This is a genomic window from Streptomyces iranensis (assembly GCF_017874715.1).
In the GTDB taxonomy this organism is placed as follows: domain Bacteria; phylum Actinomycetota; class Actinomycetes; order Streptomycetales; family Streptomycetaceae; genus Streptomyces; species Streptomyces iranensis.
Genome location: NZ_JAGGLR010000044.1, coordinates 18,366 through 36,072 on the forward strand (window position 1 = coordinate 18,366; position 17,707 = coordinate 36,072).

Genomic DNA, 17,707 nt, shown 5'->3' on the forward strand with positions numbered 1-17,707 from the left:
TCACCGCACAAGGAGACGGCATGAACGCCCACACACCCGCTGACCTCACCCTGCCGACCAGCCGCCAGGAGGTCGTGGACCGGGCGCGGGCCCTGCGCCCCGTGCTCGCCGAAGACGCGATCGCCATCGACGCCGAGGGACAGGACCCGACCCGCAACATGCGCCTCATCGGAGAGGCCGGCCTGCACCGCATCAACGTTCCCGTCGAGTTCGGCGGCCTGTGGGACGGCCCCTCCTTCGGCGCCTGGCGCCAGGTCATCGAGACCCTGGCGGAGCTCTCCGCCGCCGATGGCTCCACGGGGCAGTGCTGGGTGAGCACCGCCCTGGTCTCTCGGGAGGTCTTCACCTCCGAAGAACTCGCCCGCGACACCAAGGAACAGCTGGCGGACGAACTGCTGCATGAGAGCCGCCGGTTCGTTGCCTCCAACGCGGAGACCGGTGGTACGGGGCGCATGGTGGGGCGCCAGGTTCCCGGCGGCCTCGTCATCAGCGGCGTCAAGACGTTCAACACCAACAGCGGTGGTGGTGGCCGGGACCTCAGCTGTGTCAGCTTCGCCCTGCTCGGGGACGACGAGCAGCTGGAGACCGCCACTCGCCACCACGCCCTCATCCGGCTCGACGACCCGGCCCTCGAAGCCCACCACGACTGGGACAACATGGGCCAGCGCGGCACCTACAGCCAGACCATCACCTACCAGGACGTCTTCGTGCCCGACGGCTGGCACTTCCCCGCTCACCCGGCCGACCCCTACTTCTTCTGTGCCGCGATGCTGCTCCACGCCGGACTTCTCCAGGGCATCGGCGAAGGCGCCCTCGAGGCGGCCGTGGCCTTCGTCCGGCAGCTCAACCGGCCGAGCATGCCGAAGTTCGGCACCGCCTCGAACGATCCGCTCATGCATCGCCAGCTCGGTGAGCTCTCCACCGAACTCGCCGCCTCCCGAGCCCTGATGATCACGGTTGCCGACCAGTTGGAGACCCCCGGCCTGTCCGCCAGGCCGGAGGAGATGGCCATCCGGGGCTTCCGCGCCAAGGTCGCCAGCACCCGGGCCGGCCTGGACGTCACCTCCCGCATCCACGACCTGACCGGCGCCCGCAGCACCTCGAACAAGTACCGCCTGGACCGCTTCTGGCGCAACGCCCGCACCTTCGGCAGCCACGATTCCGTCGATGCCAAGAATGCCTTCATCGGCGCCTTCGAACTCGACGGGAGCCTGCCCTCCGTCCCCGACTACATCCGCATCTGACGCTCCGCGTCCAGACCCCTTCCCGGAGGAGGGACCATGACCGCAGCCCCCCATCCATCGGACATCGTGGCCCCGATGGACTACACGGCGCTGGCGCCCCAAGCCTTGACTGAGCCAACGGCGGCCACTCTTCTGCCCGCAACGCGCAGCTACCTCAACATCGCCTATGCCACGGCCCTGGGCTGGCGCCCCCTGCTGCTCGACCTGCACGTGCCGACCACCGGCCGCGGGCCCTACCCGGTCGTCATTTACGCCCACGGAGGCAGCTTCCTCGGCGGCGTCAAGGCCATGGGCCCCTGGCACGACCTGCCGTCCCACGGCATCGCTGTGGTCTCGGTCAGCTACCGCCTCTCGGGCGAGGCACACTTCCCCGAACCGGTCGAGGACATCCTCGCGGCCGTCCGCTGGGCGCGGGCCAACGCCCGCCACTACAACCTCGACGGTGGCCGCATCTCCGGCTGGGGCAGCTCCGCCGGGGCCTATCTGGTCACCATGGCCGCACTTTCGGGCAACACCCCGCTGGGCAGACCGGTCGGCGACCACCTACACGTCTCGAGCACCCTGTCCGCAGTCATCAGCCACTACGGCGTCGCGGACACGGCCCGTCTGGGGCAGGACGCGTTCGACAACGCCGATGAGCAGATCCAAGAGATCGAGAACGTGGCCCGCCAGTTCCTCGGCTTCGACCCCGGGGAAGACCCTCAACGCGCGGCCATGGCCGATCCCATCGCGCTCGCTGCCGACCGGGGGGAAGGACCGCCGTTTCTGATCCTGCACGGCGAATCCGATCACCGTGTCGGCCTGCGCCAAAGCCAGCGGCTGCACCAGGGCCTGACCGAGACGGGTATCGTCTCAAGATTGATCACTGTGCCCGGGGCCGATCATGCGGGCCCGGAGTTCACCACCCCGGAACGCATCAAGGAGGCTGCGGAGTTCCTCTTCCGCACCTGGTACCTGCCCACCCCGAGGACCTGATGACGTCCGCAGCCTCCTCAGGGCCTCTGCCCAGCGTGCCGCAGCAGGACCGCAGCCGCCGATCCGCCCGGCAGATCCTTACCGCCGCGATCACGCTCCTGACTGACAACGGCATCGGCGACTTCACCATGACTGATGTCTCGCAGGCAGCCGGCTTGTCGATCGGCGGCGTCTACGGCCGCTATCCCACCAAGGAAGCATTGCTGCGCGAGGTCAAGGACCACGTGCTCAGCACCCTCGAAGCCGCCGTGGCCGAAACCGTGGAGACCACCCATGGCGGCGACCTGCGCCAGGCCATGACCGCGCTGGTTACTGTCATCGCCCGGTCCCTGCACCAGCAAAGCCGCCTGTTCGCCTTCGTCTTCCTCCACAGCGGCGACGATCCGCAGATGCGCCGCCGCGGGTTCCGGTTCCACGACCGTATGAAGAGCGCCTTCATGGAGGCCCTCCTCCCGCTCGTCCGCGGCCCCCACTCCTCGGCGCGGCAAGCCGTGGACATCCTGTACGAGACGGTCATCCACAGCCTCATCTCCCGTTCGGTCACCGCAGGCAGTGTCGATCCCGGCGAGACCACGTACGCCTCCCCACCGGACTGGGAGACCTATGCCCACGCACTCACTGCCATGTGCTGCCTCTACCTGGCCGCTCCGCCGCATCCTTCCTGGAACCTTGGAGACGCTGATGTCCTTTGACACTCCGATTGACCCGGCCATCCTCCGTAAGGCATTCGCGTGCTACCCCAGCGGAGTGGCGGCTGTCTGCGCCATGATCGACGATGAGCCCGTCGGCATGGCGGTGAGTTCCTTCAACACGGTCTCACTCGCCCCGCCCCTGATCTCGGCGTGCATCCAGGACACCTCACGGACCTGGCGCAAGCTGCGCCAGGCGCCGCGCGTCGGCGTCAGCATCTTCACCGAGGAGCACAGCGAGCAATGCCGTCAGCTGTCCCAGAAGGAAGGAGACCGATTCACCGGGACAACCTGGCGCACCAGCGACCTGGGCGCGATGTTCCTCGCGGACGCCGTGGCGGCGTTCGACTGCTCGCTCTACCGTGAAGCCGAAGCCGGCGACCACTCGATAGCCCTCTTGGAAATCCATTGCCTGACGTACGACCCGGCCATGGCCCCCTTGATCTTCCACCGCAGCTCGTTCCGGCAACTCGCCTGACGGCGGAGGTGAGGGGCGTTGCCCGCCCCAGGGCATGGCTCGAGGCGCCCATGCGCAGACCATCTCATGTGCGTATGGTCCGCGGTCACGACGATGAGGTCTGATCCCGCGTCCTCATCACGATGAGCTCCTGGGCACGACGGCTGTGCTCGATAGTCAGGTCACGAGCGGTCTCCTCGTCACGGGCCTCGATCGCCGCGCTGATCCGCGCGTGTTCCTCGGCGTTGTCCTTCAGCAGGCGCACATCCCCGCCCAGAGCGGTCCAGGTGAGTCCGCGGGGAATGCGGTGGTGCAATGCCTCGATGGACATCTCCAGTTGGCGGTTGCCCGAGGCCACGATGATGGTGGTATGGAAGGTGCCGTTGGCCTGAAACCAGATGTGGCGGGCCTGTGCGAGTGCCTCCTCGGTCTGCGCGCCGGCCATTTCGGCTGCTTCCTGGAACAGAGCGTCTGTGCCGTGCAGGACGTCGAGCTCCTTCTGACCGATGTTCCTCGCGGCCAGAAGCGCTGCATGTCCTTCAAGGACCCCGCGCACCTCGAATGCCTGGGCGATGTCCTGCAGGGACGGCAAGATGACACGTGCGCCCCTGTTGGCGACGATCTCAACGACCCCCAGAGCCTCAAGCTGGCGCAGCGCCTCGCGTACGGGCGTACGACTGACCCCGTACTCGCGGGCAATCCGCTCCTGGCGGATCCATGAACCGATCTTGATGTCTCCGTCCCCGATGCGGTCCTGCAGGTCATCGACGATGCTGCTGACCAGCTGGTCCTGCTCCTGGGTTCGCGCCTGTGCCACGTTGCCGCCTCCGCTGCTCCGCCCCTGCGGATCAATGTCACCTTGAATTGCATCCAATCGTAGCGGGGTGGGTGGGCGCCAAAGAGAGGCGGCTGCCGGCCATCGCGCCGTAGGCGGTCCCACGGCGCGGTGGCATCAGGTGACGGCTATCTTCCCGACATACGTGTCGTGACGACCTGACCCACGACCGCGACCGCCAGGGTCGGCGCGGCTGCCGCGGCCACGGCCCAGCCCGGCTGCCAGTGGACCAGCCCCGCACCCAGCCCCGCACCGGCCGCCAGCAGCAGGATCGCCGCGGCACGTCGCAGGGCGGGCTGCGGACGGTGAGCTCCCAGCCAGGAGTCGGCGGCCAGACCGGTCATGGTCGATGTGACCACGACAGTGGGGACATCCTTGACGGCCAGTTGCCGGGCCGTCGCGGCCTGCGCACCCAGTGCCAGGGAAAGGGCGCCCGCGACGGCCAGGCCCCACAGGTGCCCGGGAGAGCCGCCCGCGATGAGCAGTGCACCGGCCACAGCGACGAGAATGGCTCCGACGCCTGTGACCATCGCCGTGCACGGAGAACTCCACCCCGGCGGCGCCTCCCGCAGTGCCCTTCCGGCCACCGCGGCGCCCAGGGCGAAACAGACCAGTGCCAAGCCGGGAGCGGCGAGGGAGGCACTTTGTGCCCCGCTGAGGACGACGCCGATGATCACCACGTTCCCCGTCATATTGCCGGCGAACACGCGCTCCGGGCTGAGGAAGCTGACGGCGTCGACGATTCCCGTGGCGAAAGTGAGCACCAGCAGCAGTGCCTCGGGGAGCCGGTGGGCGGCAGTGCGGCGAGCGGCGGATGGCTCACGGCTCGTCTGGGTGTCCGTCATCAGCGGCCCGCCGCGTAACCCTGTGCGCCACGTGGGTTGGCAGCCGCGTACAACTGACCACTCCCGGGGCCGCGCCCTACGCAGGAAAGGCGTCCCAGGCTCCACGCAGCGGAGACGGTGACCTCGTGACCTCGCCGCCGTAGTTCGTCGACGACCGCGGGGCCCACCCGGTCTTCGACGACGACACCGGCCGGGGTCCAGGTGCGCGGCCAGAAAGAGCTGGGAACGGCCGTGGTGTGGAACGCGGGAGCATCGATGGCCTGCTGCGGGGACTGGCCCGCCACCAGGGTGCGCAGGAGATACAGCAACTGCCACTGGTCCTGTTGGTCGCCGCCGGGTGTGCCCAGTGCGACGAGTGGTTCCCCATCGCGCAGTAGCAGCGTGGGGGAAAGCGTCGTCCGCGGCCTGCGTCCGGGCTCCAGACGCGACGGGGCCGCCGGGTCCAACCAGGTCATCTGCAAGCGGGTGCCCAGACAGAAGCCGAGGTCGGGTACGGCCGGGGAGGACTGCAGCCAGCCTCCGGAGGGCGTGGCGGAAATGATGTTCCCGTGCCGGTCCACCACATCGAGATGGCACGTGTCCCCTCGGGTCTGCCCGGACCTGGACACCGTGGGCTCACCCAGGCCCGCGCCTGCCTCGGCACTCTCGGCTGTCGCCAAAGGCGGCACATACGGTGTCCGTCCAGTCACGCCAGGACGCAGCTCCGTCGAGGCCGTGGGTCCGATCAGCCGCGCCCGCTCCTTGGCGTATTCCCGAGACAGCAGTTGGGCCACCACACCGCGCGCTTCCTCCGCATCCAGGTGCCCGTAACAGGACTCCCGGTCGGCCATGGCGAGCTTCAGCGCTTCCACGATGGTGTGCACGCCCTCAGCCGTGTCCGGGTCGATGAGCGGTGTTTCGAAGTGGTCGAGGATGGCCAGTGCCTGCAGCAGTACGGGTCCTTGGCCCCAAATCCCGCTCTTGGCCACGGTCGTCCCCCGGAAGGCATAAGTCACCGCCGGTTCCAGCGCGGGTTCAAAGCCCGCGATGTCGGCGGCGCGGAGGACACCCGCGTGGTCGCGCCCCGTGGAATGGCGGTGCGGCCGGGCGACGAACTCTTCGATGGCCGTGGCCACGAAACCGCTCTTCCACTCCTGACGCGCGGCCTCGATCCGACCCTGCCGGGAGCCGCTCGTGGAACCGGCCGCTATCAGGCGACGCAATGTCGTCGCGTACTGCCGGTTGACGATGACGTCGTGAGGGGCGGGGGGCCTGCCCTGCGGCATCCAAAGGCGAGCCGAGGTCGGCCAGTGGGCGTGGAAGAGCTCCTCCACGGCGGCGATGACCGAAGCCAGTTGGCCGGTGATCGCGTGGCCTTGTTCGGCGTAGAAGATCGCGTAGGCGAGTACGGCCTCCAGCTCCCACGTGCCGTGCCTGGCCAGCAACCACAGCCAGGAGTCGACGGCGCCGGGCACGGCGGCCGCGAGCGCGTCGGCCCCCGGCACATGGTCGAGTCCCAGCGCGGTGAAATGCTCGATGCTCGCCCCCTGCGGTGCGGCACCTTGGCCTGCCAGCACTCGTGGGGCGGGGTCATCGGCCGTGGCGAGGATCGCGACAAGGTCGCCTCCCGGCCCGTTCAGATGTGGCTCAACCACATGCAGCACGAAGGCAGCGGCCACTGCCGCGTCGAAGGCGTTGCCTCCCTGCTCCAAAACGGACTGGGAGGTGGCTGTGGCGAGCCAGTGCGTCGAGGCACTCATACCGAAGGAGCCCGTCAGGGTCGGCCGGGTGGTGAAGGCGCTGGTAGTAGGAGCCAGCGGGCGGGGCGGAGATTCCATACCCCGGATAGTATCCAATTTGAGCCAAATCGCATCCGAAACCCACTCTGTGTCGGCTGGAGACGACCCCGGAGACCGCACGCCTCAAGGGCATCTGGGATCTGGTCGTGTTCGGGGACAGCGGTACGTGACCAGGACCTGCCGCGTCGCGACAGGGTTGTTGCCGAGGTACTCGGCGCGGTGATCCCCACCCTGTCCAAGGCGGGAGACCTCGGCTTCACCGACGCCTGGCTGACGACGGCCTCGACTCTGGGTCTCGTCGGCGTCGGGCTCGGGGCTGTGGCAACCGGCCCACTGACCGACCGCTGGGGCAGGCGCCGCACCCTGCTCGGCAGCATCGCACTCTTCTCAGCCGCGACTCTCGCCGGCGGGTTCGCCCCCACGATGAACGCGACGGCGGTCACCATGGCCATGACCGGCAACCACGCCGGCGCCCGCGCTGCTGGCACTCGTCCTCGTGCCCGAGCTTGGCTGGCGGTCGATGTTTGTGGTCGGCGGCCTCCTGGGCACCGCGCTGCTCCCGCTAGTTCGGGCTGAACACCTGGCTGCCCCGGATCATGGGTCAGGCGGGCTACTGAAGCTTCCCCTTGATCGTGGACACCTGGAGACTGGGACGAGGTTCCAGAGGAAGTAGTGCCAGGTGGGTATTCAGTACTCGAAGCGGTATTCGGAGGAGTTCAAGCGGGACGCGATCGCGTTGGCCCGCTCCTCCAGCAAGACGATCACGGAGGTCGCGCGGGATCTGGGGGTGAGCCCGGAGAGCCCGCGTAGCTGGGTCAAGCGTGACCGGATCGACCGCGGTGAGGGCGGGCCAGGCGAGCTGACCAGCGCCGAGCGTGAAGAGCTCACACGGCTGCGCCGGCAGAACGCCGAGCAACAGAAGACGATCGAGATCCTGAGAAAAGCCGCGGCGTCGCGCTCGAGCCGGAGCGCCTGGGGCAACGCCGTGAGCACCTGGGCGGACGGTCGCGGTCCGCGACCCTGCTCCAGGCGGACCACGTACTCCACACTCAGCCCGGCGAGTTGGGCCGCCTCCTCGCGGCACAGCCCGGCCACCCGCCGCCTGGGGCCGGCCGCGAGACCGACCTCCTCGGGTGCGATGCACGCTCGGGCGGCCTTGAGGACGCGGGCGAGTTCGAGACGGTCCATACGCCAAGTTTCCCCCGCCGACGCTCGGCATCCTGGTACGGCCGCTCCCACGGCATGAGCGAAGCCCGATCCACCTCGGACACCACGACCACCGTCCTGATCACCGGCCGGCGCCAACAAGGGCCTGGGCTACGAGACGGCCCGCCCGTCTCGGCGAGCTCGGCTGGCGCGTCTTCCTCGGCGCGCGTGCGCCTCGAAGCGCCCCCGGCCTCTTCCCCCATCCAAGAGACCGGCGTGACGCCCAGCACCCTGGAACCGTGGCCGCAGCACGCGAAGACCCCCGACGAAAGCGACGGCGTGAAAAGGCGGCCAGTCCGCTGCTTGCCGCTGCCCGTGCTGGGTCTGGCCACCGACTACGACATCGACGTCGAGACCTGACCCCAGTCCAAAAGCATGATCCAGTTAGATCTGGCAGCCTCCTCGCAGCTCACAAGCCTTCTTCATTCCTACCGATTGAGCCTGGGCCGGGCGGGGCCGGTGTCCGCCAGGCGCGCGGCCAGTGCCGCCACGGTGCGGGATGTGAACACGTCCCGGATGCCGGGTTCCGTGCCGAGGGCCGTGCGTATGCGAGCCACCAGCCGCATTGCCAGGAGGGAGTTCCCGCCGAGGTCGAAGAAGTCGTCGTCGACGCCGACCCGGGGGACCCCGAGCACCGCGGCGAACAGCCCGCACAGAATGTCCTCGTCCGCGGTGCGCAGGGCGCGTCCGCCACCCGCCGCTCGGTATGTGGGCGCGGGCAGTGCCGCGCGGTCCAGCTTGCCGTTGGCTGTCACCGGCAGGGCGTCCAGGACGACCACGGCGACCGGGACCATGTACTCCGGCAGCCGCGCGGCGAGTTCCGCGCGCACCGCGGCCGGTACGACGGCGGCGTCCGGTGCGGGCACGGCGTACCCCACGAGCCGCGGGTCCCCCGGGCGGTCCTCCCGGATGACCGTCGCCGCCTGGGCGACGCCGGCGCACCGGGCCAGCGCGGCCTGCACCTCTCCGGGTTCGATCCGGAAGCCACGCAGCTTGACCTGGTCGTCCGAGCGCGCGAGAAACTCCAGGACCCCCTCGGCGGTCCACCGCACCAGGTCGCCTGTACGGTACATGCGCTCGCCGGCGGCGAAGGGGCAGGCGACGAACCGCTCCGCGGTGAGGCCGGGACGGCCGATGTATCCGCGGGCCAGTTGCACACCGCTGACATACAGCTCGCCTGCCGTCCCCGGGGCGACCGGCCGCAGCCGGCCGTCCAGGACGTACACCCGGGTGTTGGCGGCGGGGCGTCCGATGGGCACGGTCGTGCCCGCGTCGGGGAGGCAGTCCCACGACGTGATGTCGACCGCCGTCTCCGTCGGGCCGTAGAGGTTGTGCAGGGCGACACCGTAGTTGGTGTCGAAGAACAGGTTCTGGATCTCCGGGGAGAGCTCCTCACCGCTGCACACCACCCGGCGCAGCGAGTCGGCTCGGGCGGCCGCCGGCTCCTGGAGGAACATCCTCAGCATCGACGGCACGAAGTGCACCGTGGTGATGGACTCCCGCCGGATCAGGCTCGCCAGATAGCCGGGGTCCCGGTGGCCGTCCGGCGCGGCGACGACCAGGGTGGCGCCGTGGAGCAGCGGCCAGAAGAACTCCCACACCGATACGTCGAAACCGGCCGGCGTCTTCTGGAGCACCCGGTCGTCCGCGGTCAGACCGTACTGCTCCTGCATCCACGCCAGGCGGTTGACGATGCCGGCGTGCGACACCATGACGCCCTTGGGCCGTCCGGTGGAGCCGGAGGTGAACAGCACATACGCCGGATGGTCCGGAGCGAGCGCGGGCAGGGAGCCGGTGACGCCCCCGGGCGGCCGTGCCGCATCGGCGTCCGGGGCATCGAGCAGCAGGACCGGGAGCTGACCGGCGGGCAGGCACGACGCGGCCTCGCGGGTGGTGAGCGCCAGGGCCGGCCGCCCATCGGCGAGGAAGGTTTCGGTGCGTGCGGCGGGCTGTCCGGGGTCGATCGGCAGATACGCGGCCCCGGCCTTGACCACCGCGTAGAGCGCCACGACGAGTTCGGCCGAGCGGGGTACGGCGACCGCGACGACGCTTTCGGGGCCCACCCCGTGCGCGGTCAGCCGCCGTGCCAACAGGTCACTGCGGATGTCCAGGTCGCGGTAGGTGAGCCGCTGGCCCTCGAAGACCACGGCGGGCGCCCGCGGGGTGCGCTCGGCCTGGGCGCGGAACAGTTCCGGGAGGGTCGCTCGCGGCACCAGCCGGTCGGTGCCGTTCCACTTCACCAGGATCCGCTCGCGCTCCCGCGCGGTGAGGGTGTCGAGTTCGCCGACGAGCGTATGGGGGGCGGCGATCCACTGCCCCAGCAGCCAGACCAGCCGGGCTCCGAGGGCCTTGACCCGTGTGCGGTCCAGCAGTTCAGAACGGTGGTTCAGGCGGAGGCCGAGGCGCTCACCGGGCTCCACGACGAGGGTGAGCGGGAAGTGCGTGGTGTCGCGGAAGGCGATGTCGGCTTCCAGGCCGGCATCGGGGAGGTCGAGCACGTTGTCGCTCATCGGGAAGTTGTCGAAGACGACGTTGGTGTCGAACAGCGCCACCGGCGAACCGGTCAGGCGCTGCATCTCAGTGAGGCCGAGATGGTCGTGGACCAGCAGCCCGGCACGCTGGTCCCTGATCCGTGCGCACACCTCGTGCAGAGGAGCGGCCGGGTCCAGCCGTACGCGTACCGGCACGGTGTTGATGAGCATGCCGATCATGGCGTCGGCGCCGGGCAGCTCCGCCGACCGGCCGCTAACCGTGCTGCCGAAGACGACGTCGTCCTGTCCGGTGGCGGCCCCCAGCAGCACCGCCCACGCACCCTGGAGCATGGAGGTCAGCAGCAGTCCGGACCGGCGGGCCTGGTCCATCAGCGCCGATGTGGCCTCCTCGGTCAACCGCACGGCGACGTCGTCCGGGAGGGGGTGCGCGGGCGTCCCACCGGCCGGGGCGAGGTAGGTGGGCTCGTGGATCCCGTCCAGCGCCGTGCGCCAACCCCGCTCCGCCGCCGCCCGGTCCTGCTTCCCCAGCCAGGCCAGATAGTCGCGGTAGGGCCGCGCCGGGGGCAGGGCCGACGGCGCGCCCCGGTGCTCGTACAGGGTGAATAACTCCCGGAGCAGCAGGGCGAAGGACCAGCCGTCCAGCAGGAGGTGGTGGGCTGTGACGAGGAGGCGGTGCCGGTTGGTTCCGAGGGTGATCAGGGTGAACCTCAGCAGGGGCGGCCGCTGCACGTCGACGCCCCGGGCCCAGTCCTCGTCCGTCAGCTGGGCGGCGCGCTCCTCGGCCTGGGGCCCGAGGGCCCGCAGGTCGATGTGCTCCCACGCGAGCGGCATATCACGGCGGACCACCTGGATCGGCTCCCCGGACCTGCGGTGGGTGAGGACGGTCCGCAGGTTGGCGTTCCGCCGCAGCAAGGCGTCGGCCGATGTCTTGAGCAGCTCCCGGTCCAGGGGGCCGTGGAGGTCCACGGTGAGCTGGGCGACATAGAGGCGGTGTGCCTCGCGCTCCATGCGCGAGTGGAACAGTATGCCCTCTTGTAGCGGCGACAGGGGCAGGACGTCCTCGACAACGGGCTGGGTGGGCTTCATGTTTTCCCGGTCTTCTCGGCAGGCATCGGCAGCGGGCGTCATCGGGCGGCGCTGTTGGGCGGTGTTGTCGGGTGGCGTCGCCGGTGGCGGCGTCGTCACAAGGCGCCCAACGACGCCTCCAGCTCGTCGAGCTCGTCCTGGTCCATCGCGGCCACGGCGACATCGGCCGGGCTCAGTCCGTCGGCGTCCGGGCGCTCGGCGTGGGCCATGGGGGCTTCCAGCATGCGGAACCAGGAGGCAGCCAGGGCATGGACCTGGGCAGCACCCGCCAGTCCCGGACATCGGTCAGGGGGAAGCGCCCCAGGGTGCCCACTAGGCTCGCCATAATCGTCCGAAGGGCAGAACTCTTACCGTGCTCAGGTATTTGGAGGTCTGTCATTTTCTATTTTCCGATCCCATGTACTTGCTGTACGCGGTCGTCGCCCGTGTGCCAAGGAATGTGGCAGCGACTGGGCTCGCGGGTCCGGGACGTGAGAGGTCAGCCCAGGGGGTAGTGGCAGGCGACCTGGCGGCCCGTCGCGTCGACGCTCAGCGGGGGTCGTTCGGTGCGGCAGTTGTCCCGCGCGAACGGGCACCGCGGGTGGAAGGTGCAGCCGGATGGCAGGTCGATCGGGTTGGGCACGTCGCCGGACAACACGATCCGCTCCCTCGTCGGCGTTTGTGCCGGTGTGCCATCGTCGATCCGCGGCACCGCCGACAGCAGCGCCTGGGTGTAGGGGTGGGCTGGTGTGCTGTAGACCCGGTCGGCCGGTCCCAGTTCGACGACCCGGCCCAGGTACATCACCGCGATGCGGTTCGAGACGCGCCGGACAACGCCCAGGTCGTGGGCGACGAAGAGGTACGTCAGTCCCAGTTGCTCCTGCAGGTCGGCGAACAGGTTGAGCACCTGTGCCTGGATGGAGACATCGAGGGCCGAGACGGGCTCGTCGGCGACGATCAGCCGAGGTTCGAGGGCGAGGGAGCGGGCGATCCCGACACGCTGGCGCATGCCGCCGGAGAACTCGTGCGGGTACCGATCGGCCTGCTCGGCAGTCAGACCGACCCTGTCGAGAATGTCTGCCACCGTGGCCCGGATCTCCGCGTGTGTCCCTCGCCGGTGGACCAGCAGGGGTTCGGCCACGATCTCGCCGACCGTACGCCGCGGGTTCAAGGAGGTGTACGGGTCCTGGAAGACCATCTGCAGTCCTGGCCGGACCGGCCGCAGTCGGCGCCGGGACAGCCGGGTGATGTCCTGCCCCTCGAACTCGATCCGGCCGGAGGTGACTTCGCCGAGCCGGACCAGACAGCGTCCCAGGGTGGACTTGCCACAGCCCGACTCGCCGACCACGCCCAGGGTCTCGCCCCGGCGGACCTCCAGCGAGACGCCATCCACCGCGTGCACGACCGGGCCGCGGCGGCCCGCCGCTCCGCCGCGGACGGGGAAGTTCTTGACGACGTCGGTCGCTTTCAGCAGTACGTCGCCGGTCATGCTGGGACCTCCGGGGCGGTGAGCCAGCAGGCGGACAGGTGCCCGTCGCCGGTGAGCAGTGGCTGCATGGTGCAGGCGTCGTGGCGTTCGGCGCAGCGGGGGGCGAAGGCACAGCCGGTGGGGCGTTCGGAGGAGGCGATGGGTGCGCCCGGGATGGTGGGCAGCCGGTGCAGTTTCTCGCCGCCGATCCTGGGCACGGAGGCCAGCAGGCCACGAGTGTAGGGGTGGTGGGGGGTGTGGAAGACCTCGCGGCAGGTGCCCGCTTCGACGGCGCGGCCGCCGTACATGACAAGCACGCGGTCGGCGATCTCGGAGACCACACCCATGTCGTGGGTGATCACCATGATGGACGAGCCGTGGGTCTCGCGCAGCCGCAGCATCAGGTCGAGAATCTGTGCCTGGGTGGTGACGTCGAGGGCGGTAGTGGGCTCATCGGCGATGAGCAGGGCCGGATCGCAGGCCAGGGCCATTGCGATCACCGCGCGCTGTCGCATGCCGCCGGAGAACTCGTGCGGGTAGGCGTCCACGCGCCGGGCCGGGTCGGGAATCCCGACCTCGGCGAGGAGTTCGATCGCGCGGTGGCGAGCGGCCTTCTTGCTGATGGATTCGTGGGCGCGGATCTGTTCGGCGATGTGCCAGCCGACGGTGTAGACAGGCGTCAGGGAGGTCATCGGGTCCTGGAAGACCATGGCGATCTCCCGGCCGCGCACGGAGCGGAGTTCGCGGTCGGGCATGCCGATGAGTTCGCGGCCCTGGAACCGGGCGCTGCCGGTGACGGTGGCGCCCCTGTCGCGGATCAGGCCGAGCAGGCCCATCGATGACACGCTCTTGCCGGAACCCGACTCGCCGACCACGCCGAGGACCTGGCCGGGCATGACGGTGTAGGACAGGCCGTTGACCGCGTTCACCGGGCCAGATCGGCCACGGAAGGAGACCTGCAGGTCGGTAACTTCGAACAGTGGTTCAGACATGACGCACCCTCGGGTCGAGCCGGGCGTAGAAGAGGTCGACGGCGGCATTGGCCAGGACGACGAAGAAGGCGGCGTACATGACGGTGCCCATAATTACGGGCAGGTCGAGGTTCTGCAGCGCGTTGTAGGTGAGGTGGCCGATGCCGGGGATGCCGAAGACGACCTCGGTGAGCAGCCCGGCGCCACCGACCAGGGCGCCGAAGTCCAGTCCGAACAGGGACACGACGGGGATGAGTGAGCAGCGCAGCGCGTGCCGGACGAGGATCCGCCGTTCGGAGATGCCCTTGGCGCGGGCGGTACGGACGTAGTCTTCGCGCAGTGCGCCGATCAACTCGCCACGCAGGAGTCGGGCGTAGATGCCTGCGTACAGCACGGCCAGCGACAGCCAGGGGAAGATCAGGTGCAGGAACCATTGCCAGGGGTTCTCGGTGGGCGCGACGTAGCCGAGTGGCGGCACCCAGCGGAAGACGGTCTCGTGCATCCGGGACTGAGTGAAGAGGTTGATGACCTCACCGAGCCAGTAAACCGGCATGGAGACGCCAAGAATGCCGAGCAGCGTGATCACGGGGTCGGCGGCCTTGCCGCGCCAGGCGGCGGCCGCGGTGCCCATGGCGATGCCGACGGCCATCCAGATGACGGCGGCACCGATCACCAGCGAGAGCGTGGCCGGCAGGGCGTCGGTGATCTGCGGGACGACGCGGCTGCCGCGGTTGACGAACGAGGTGAGGTCCCGCTCCAGGAACAAGTGGTTCATCATCTTGAGGTACTGGGTGGTGATGGGTGCGTCGAACCCGAAGGAGCGCCGTACCTGTTCGAGGGTGGCCGGGTCGGCGTTCCTGCCGGCGATGCGTGCTGCCGGGTCGACTCCCGGAGTGGCGAAGAAGATGAGGAAGACCAGCACGCTGATGGCCCACAGGACGAACAGGGCGGCGCCGATCCGGCGGATCGTGTAACCGAGCATCAGGCTCCACCGCGCAGCCGGGCGTTGGGGTCGAGGGCATCGCGCACGCCGTCGCCGAGGACGTTGAGCGCGACGGCCGTGAGCGCGATGAGCAGGCCGGGGGCAACGGTGACCACGGGACGGGTGTACAGCAGGCCGAGCCCGTCGTTGATGATCGTCCCCCAGCTCGCGTCGGGCGACTGCACGCCGACCGATAGGAAGGACAGTGCCGACTCGGTGAGCATGTTGAGGGCGGTCATCATCGGCAGGAACACGATGAGCGTGGGCAGTACGTTGGGCAGTACCTCACGACGCATGATCCGCCAGTCGCCGGCGCCGGATCCGATCGACGCTTGGATGAAGTCCCGCTCGCGCAGGGCCATGACCTGACCGCGCAGTGGACGCGCCACGTAAGGTACGTAGATCACGGCGATGATCAGAATTGGCAGGAGCAGGCTGCCGGCGTTCAGGTGCAGGGGTCCGATGTGGAGGCCGCCGCTCACCAGCACGACGGACAGGCAGATGGCCAGCAGATAAACGGGAAAGGCCCATACGACGTCGAAGAGCCGGGCGAGTACGGCGTCGATCCAGCCGCCGAAGTAGCCGGCGACGATGCCGAGAACCGCGGCGAGCAGGCAGCACACGAATGCTGAGGCGAGTCCTATGTAGAGGCTGTTGCGTCCGCCGTACAGGAGTCGGGCCGCGACGTCGCGGCCCTGGTTGTCGGCGCCGAGGAGGTAGTGGCCGGGGTCCCAGGTCGGGCCGAGGGGAGTGACGCCGAGACCGAGGCCGTCGGTGCTCTGCTGGAGCAGGTCGGCGGTACGGCCGTCGACGACAGTGGTGCCGGCGATGTTCGAGGCCAAGGGGTCGACGTGCGCCACATGGTGGGCGTAGAGGGGCGCGGCGAGGCAGGCGAGCAGGATGATCAGGAAGGCCGCGGCGGAGATCATGGCTGGTCTGTTGCGGATCAGCTGGCGGCCCGCAGTGCGCCAGGGTCCGTTCTTCGAGGAGATCATTTCACCCAGAGCTGGTCGACGAGCATGGAGAACTGCTTGTGGAACTGGTAGTTGCCGACGCGTTGAGACACGAAGTCCACCTGGCGCGGGGCGAACAGCGGGACGATGGGTGCCTGGCTCATGGCCTGCCGGTCGGCCTGTCCCCACAGGCGGGCCGCGGCCTCGGGGTCCGCCTGGTCGAGCTTCATCGCGCGTTTAATCGTGGCATCGAGCGTCTTGTCGCAGTAGCCACTGATATTGATGCTGGAGTCGCTGCCCTTGTGGAAGGAGGAGCAGGACAGCAGGACGTTGAGGAAGTCGGACGCGGCGGGGTAGTCCTGGTACCACTGCGTCACGCTGATCTGCACGTTGTTGTTGGTGTTTTGGATGTAGCCGAACTGGATGTTCGCCGAGAGCACCTTGAGGCTTGCCTGGTAGCCGATCTGCTGCAGGACGCTGCGGACGTACTCGCCCATCGACTTGCTGGTCTCATCGTCGGCGACGACCACGGCGACCTTTTGGCCGGCGGTGCCTGACTCCTTTACGAGTCGCTTGGCCCTGGCCATGTCGTTGCCCTTCCAGGTGGTCCCGGAGGGCTTGGTGTAGTTGCAGAAGTCGGTGTGTCCCGGAAAGCCGTCGGGCAGCACGGTGCAGGCGGGGCGGCCGAGCGCGGTGCCGCCGAAGAGCCGGATCGCCGCGGAGCGGTCGATGGCCCAGTTGACGGCCTGGCGGGCCTTGAGGTTGTTGAAGGGTGCGATGTTGACGTTGAGCGGCAGGTACCAGAAGGCGCTCAACGAATTGACGTGTACCTGGTTGATGAAGCGGGTGCCCAGTTCGTTGAGGCGGTCGGCGGGCGGCTGGTCCCACACGGCGTCGGCGGAGCCGTTCTCGACCGCGGTCACCTCGCTCTCGACGGTCGTGCCGTACTGGTAGACGATCCGGTCGGGGTAGCCCTGCGGCTGGGCGGCGTGCGACCACTCCTTGAAGTGCGGATTGCGCTTCAGCAGCAGCCGCTTGTTGGGGTCGTAGGCAGCGATGGCGTAGGGGCCGGTGCCGGGGATGGGCTTGTTGCCCTGGTCCTTGGCCGGGGTGTCGGCGGGCAGGATCACCGCGTGCGGCACGGCCAGCTTCATGGGGAACTCGGAGTCTGACCGGGTGAGCCGGATGACGATCTCACGGCCGTGCGCCGTGACGCCCGGCAGGGTGCAGTCGGCGGGCCTGGCCAGGCAGGCGTCGGCGCCGACGATGTTCTGGTAGAAGGTGCCGGCGGTGGGGCCCGAGGCGCGGAAGATGCGCCGGAAGGAAGCCCCGACGTCCGCGGATGTCACTTCCGCCCCGGTCGAGAACCGCACGCCCCGGCGCAGCGTGAAGGTGTACGTCCGGCCGCCGTCGGTGACCTTTGGCATCGCCTCGGCCAGGTCGGGCACCAACTCGGTCGACTTCTCGCCGCCGACCTTACGGAACGCCAGCAGCCCGTCGTAGACGGTGTGCAGCATCTGCCACGGCTGGTTGTCGTAGCTGATCTGTGGATCGACGGTGCCGGCGGCGGATTTGGAGAGGACCGTCAGGGTCCCGCCGGCGTGCTGCGTCTGGAACGTGGTGGGTGGTGGGCTCTGTGCCGCGGACTGTCCCGGTACGGGATAGCTCCCCGAGGAGCACCCAGCTAGGACGAGGGTCAGCAGCGCGACGGCGGCGGCGAAGGGTCGGCGCAACGGAATCGAAACTC

The 17,707-nt window shown here is 69.1% G+C and carries 15 protein-coding genes and 2 pseudogenes; 6 read left to right on the top strand and 11 right to left on the bottom strand.

Annotation, left to right across the window (positions count from 1 at the left end; genetic code table 11):
* Positions 1-20 precede the first annotated feature (20 nt).
* From J2Z30_RS47665 to J2Z30_RS47680, 4 genes are read left to right on the top strand one after another with little or no spacing between them, the layout of a single operon-like run.
* Positions 21-1,244, top strand: coding sequence for an acyl-CoA dehydrogenase family protein (locus tag J2Z30_RS47665; RefSeq protein WP_044566502.1), 1,224 nt, complete (start codon positions 21-23; stop codon positions 1,242-1,244).
* 36 nt (positions 1,245-1,280) lie between these two features.
* Positions 1,281-2,219, top strand: coding sequence for an alpha/beta hydrolase (locus tag J2Z30_RS47670; RefSeq protein WP_052701091.1), 939 nt, complete (start codon positions 1,281-1,283; stop codon positions 2,217-2,219).
* Between the two features lie 35 nt (positions 2,220-2,254).
* Entirely contained in the window at positions 2,255-2,911 is a 657-nt protein-coding gene (locus J2Z30_RS47675) for a TetR/AcrR family transcriptional regulator (protein WP_209469155.1), read from the top strand.
* Entirely contained in the window at positions 2,901-3,386 is a 486-nt protein-coding gene (locus J2Z30_RS47680) for a flavin reductase family protein (protein WP_044566500.1), read from the top strand. The genes J2Z30_RS47675 and J2Z30_RS47680 overlap by 11 nt, the downstream gene beginning before the upstream one ends.
* Positions 3,387-3,471: 85 nt before the next feature.
* Here the strand turns inward: J2Z30_RS47680 and J2Z30_RS47685 are convergent, their stop codons facing one another.
* From J2Z30_RS47685 to J2Z30_RS47695, 3 genes are all read right to left on the bottom strand, one after another.
* Positions 3,472-4,182 (bottom strand): GntR family transcriptional regulator, encoded by a 711-nt coding sequence (locus J2Z30_RS47685; RefSeq protein WP_044566498.1) that lies wholly within the window; start codon positions 4,180-4,182, stop codon positions 3,472-3,474.
* Between the two features lie 146 nt (positions 4,183-4,328).
* On the bottom strand, positions 4,329-5,045 hold the full coding sequence (locus J2Z30_RS47690) for a YoaK family protein (protein WP_044566496.1): 717 nt from the start codon (positions 5,043-5,045) through the stop codon (positions 4,329-4,331).
* Complete coding sequence (locus J2Z30_RS47695; protein ID WP_044566494.1) at positions 5,045-6,862, bottom strand: gamma-glutamyltransferase family protein; 1,818 nt, start codon at positions 6,860-6,862, stop codon at positions 5,045-5,047. Before J2Z30_RS47695 ends, J2Z30_RS47690 begins: the two co-directional genes overlap by 1 nt.
* Positions 6,863-7,502: 640 nt before the next feature.
* On the opposite strand from J2Z30_RS47695, the pseudogene J2Z30_RS52025 reads away from it, so the two are divergent.
* A pseudogene (locus J2Z30_RS52025) lies at positions 7,503-7,673 on the top strand (transposase); the annotation flags it as partial.
* A 155-nt stretch (positions 7,674-7,828) separates the two neighbouring features.
* Here the strand turns inward: J2Z30_RS52025 and J2Z30_RS47705 are convergent.
* A pseudogene (locus tag J2Z30_RS47705) lies at positions 7,829-8,011 on the bottom strand (transcriptional regulator); the annotation flags it as partial.
* Between the two features lie 234 nt (positions 8,012-8,245).
* Here J2Z30_RS47705 and J2Z30_RS47710 point away from each other — a divergent pair.
* Positions 8,246-8,389, top strand: coding sequence for a hypothetical protein (locus J2Z30_RS47710; protein ID WP_209469156.1), 144 nt, complete (start codon positions 8,246-8,248; stop codon positions 8,387-8,389).
* A gap of 68 nt (positions 8,390-8,457) precedes the next feature.
* On the opposite strand, the gene J2Z30_RS47715 is transcribed toward J2Z30_RS47710, so the two are convergent.
* From J2Z30_RS47715 to J2Z30_RS47740, 7 genes are all read right to left on the bottom strand, one after another.
* Positions 8,458-11,607 carry a non-ribosomal peptide synthetase gene (locus J2Z30_RS47715; protein ID WP_052701089.1) on the bottom strand — a complete coding sequence of 1,050 codons (3,150 nt, stop codon included), beginning with the start codon at positions 11,605-11,607 and terminating at the stop codon, positions 8,458-8,460.
* Positions 11,608-11,702: 95 nt separating this feature from the next.
* Positions 11,703-11,831, bottom strand: a complete 129-nt coding sequence (locus J2Z30_RS51240) for a hypothetical protein (RefSeq protein WP_281062855.1) — start codon at positions 11,829-11,831, stop codon at positions 11,703-11,705.
* A gap of 254 nt (positions 11,832-12,085) precedes the next feature.
* Positions 12,086-13,075: an ABC transporter ATP-binding protein gene (locus J2Z30_RS47720; protein ID WP_044566490.1), complete on the bottom strand. Its 990-nt coding sequence runs from the start codon at positions 13,073-13,075 to the stop codon at positions 12,086-12,088.
* Positions 13,072-14,046, bottom strand: coding sequence for an ABC transporter ATP-binding protein (locus tag J2Z30_RS47725; protein WP_044566488.1), 975 nt, complete (start codon positions 14,044-14,046; stop codon positions 13,072-13,074). The genes J2Z30_RS47720 and J2Z30_RS47725 overlap by 4 nt, the downstream gene beginning before the upstream one ends.
* Positions 14,039-15,007 (bottom strand): ABC transporter permease, encoded by a 969-nt coding sequence (locus tag J2Z30_RS47730; protein WP_044566487.1) that lies wholly within the window; start codon positions 15,005-15,007, stop codon positions 14,039-14,041. The genes J2Z30_RS47725 and J2Z30_RS47730 overlap by 8 nt, the downstream gene beginning before the upstream one ends.
* Positions 15,007-16,002 carry an ABC transporter permease gene (locus tag J2Z30_RS47735; protein WP_044566484.1) on the bottom strand — a complete coding sequence of 332 codons (996 nt, stop codon included), beginning with the start codon at positions 16,000-16,002 and terminating at the stop codon, positions 15,007-15,009. The genes J2Z30_RS47730 and J2Z30_RS47735 overlap by 1 nt, the downstream gene beginning before the upstream one ends.
* Complete coding sequence (locus tag J2Z30_RS47740; RefSeq protein WP_245389313.1) at positions 15,999-17,693, bottom strand: ABC transporter substrate-binding protein; 1,695 nt, start codon at positions 17,691-17,693, stop codon at positions 15,999-16,001. The genes J2Z30_RS47735 and J2Z30_RS47740 overlap by 4 nt, the downstream gene beginning before the upstream one ends.
* Positions 17,694-17,707: the final 14 nt, after the last annotated feature.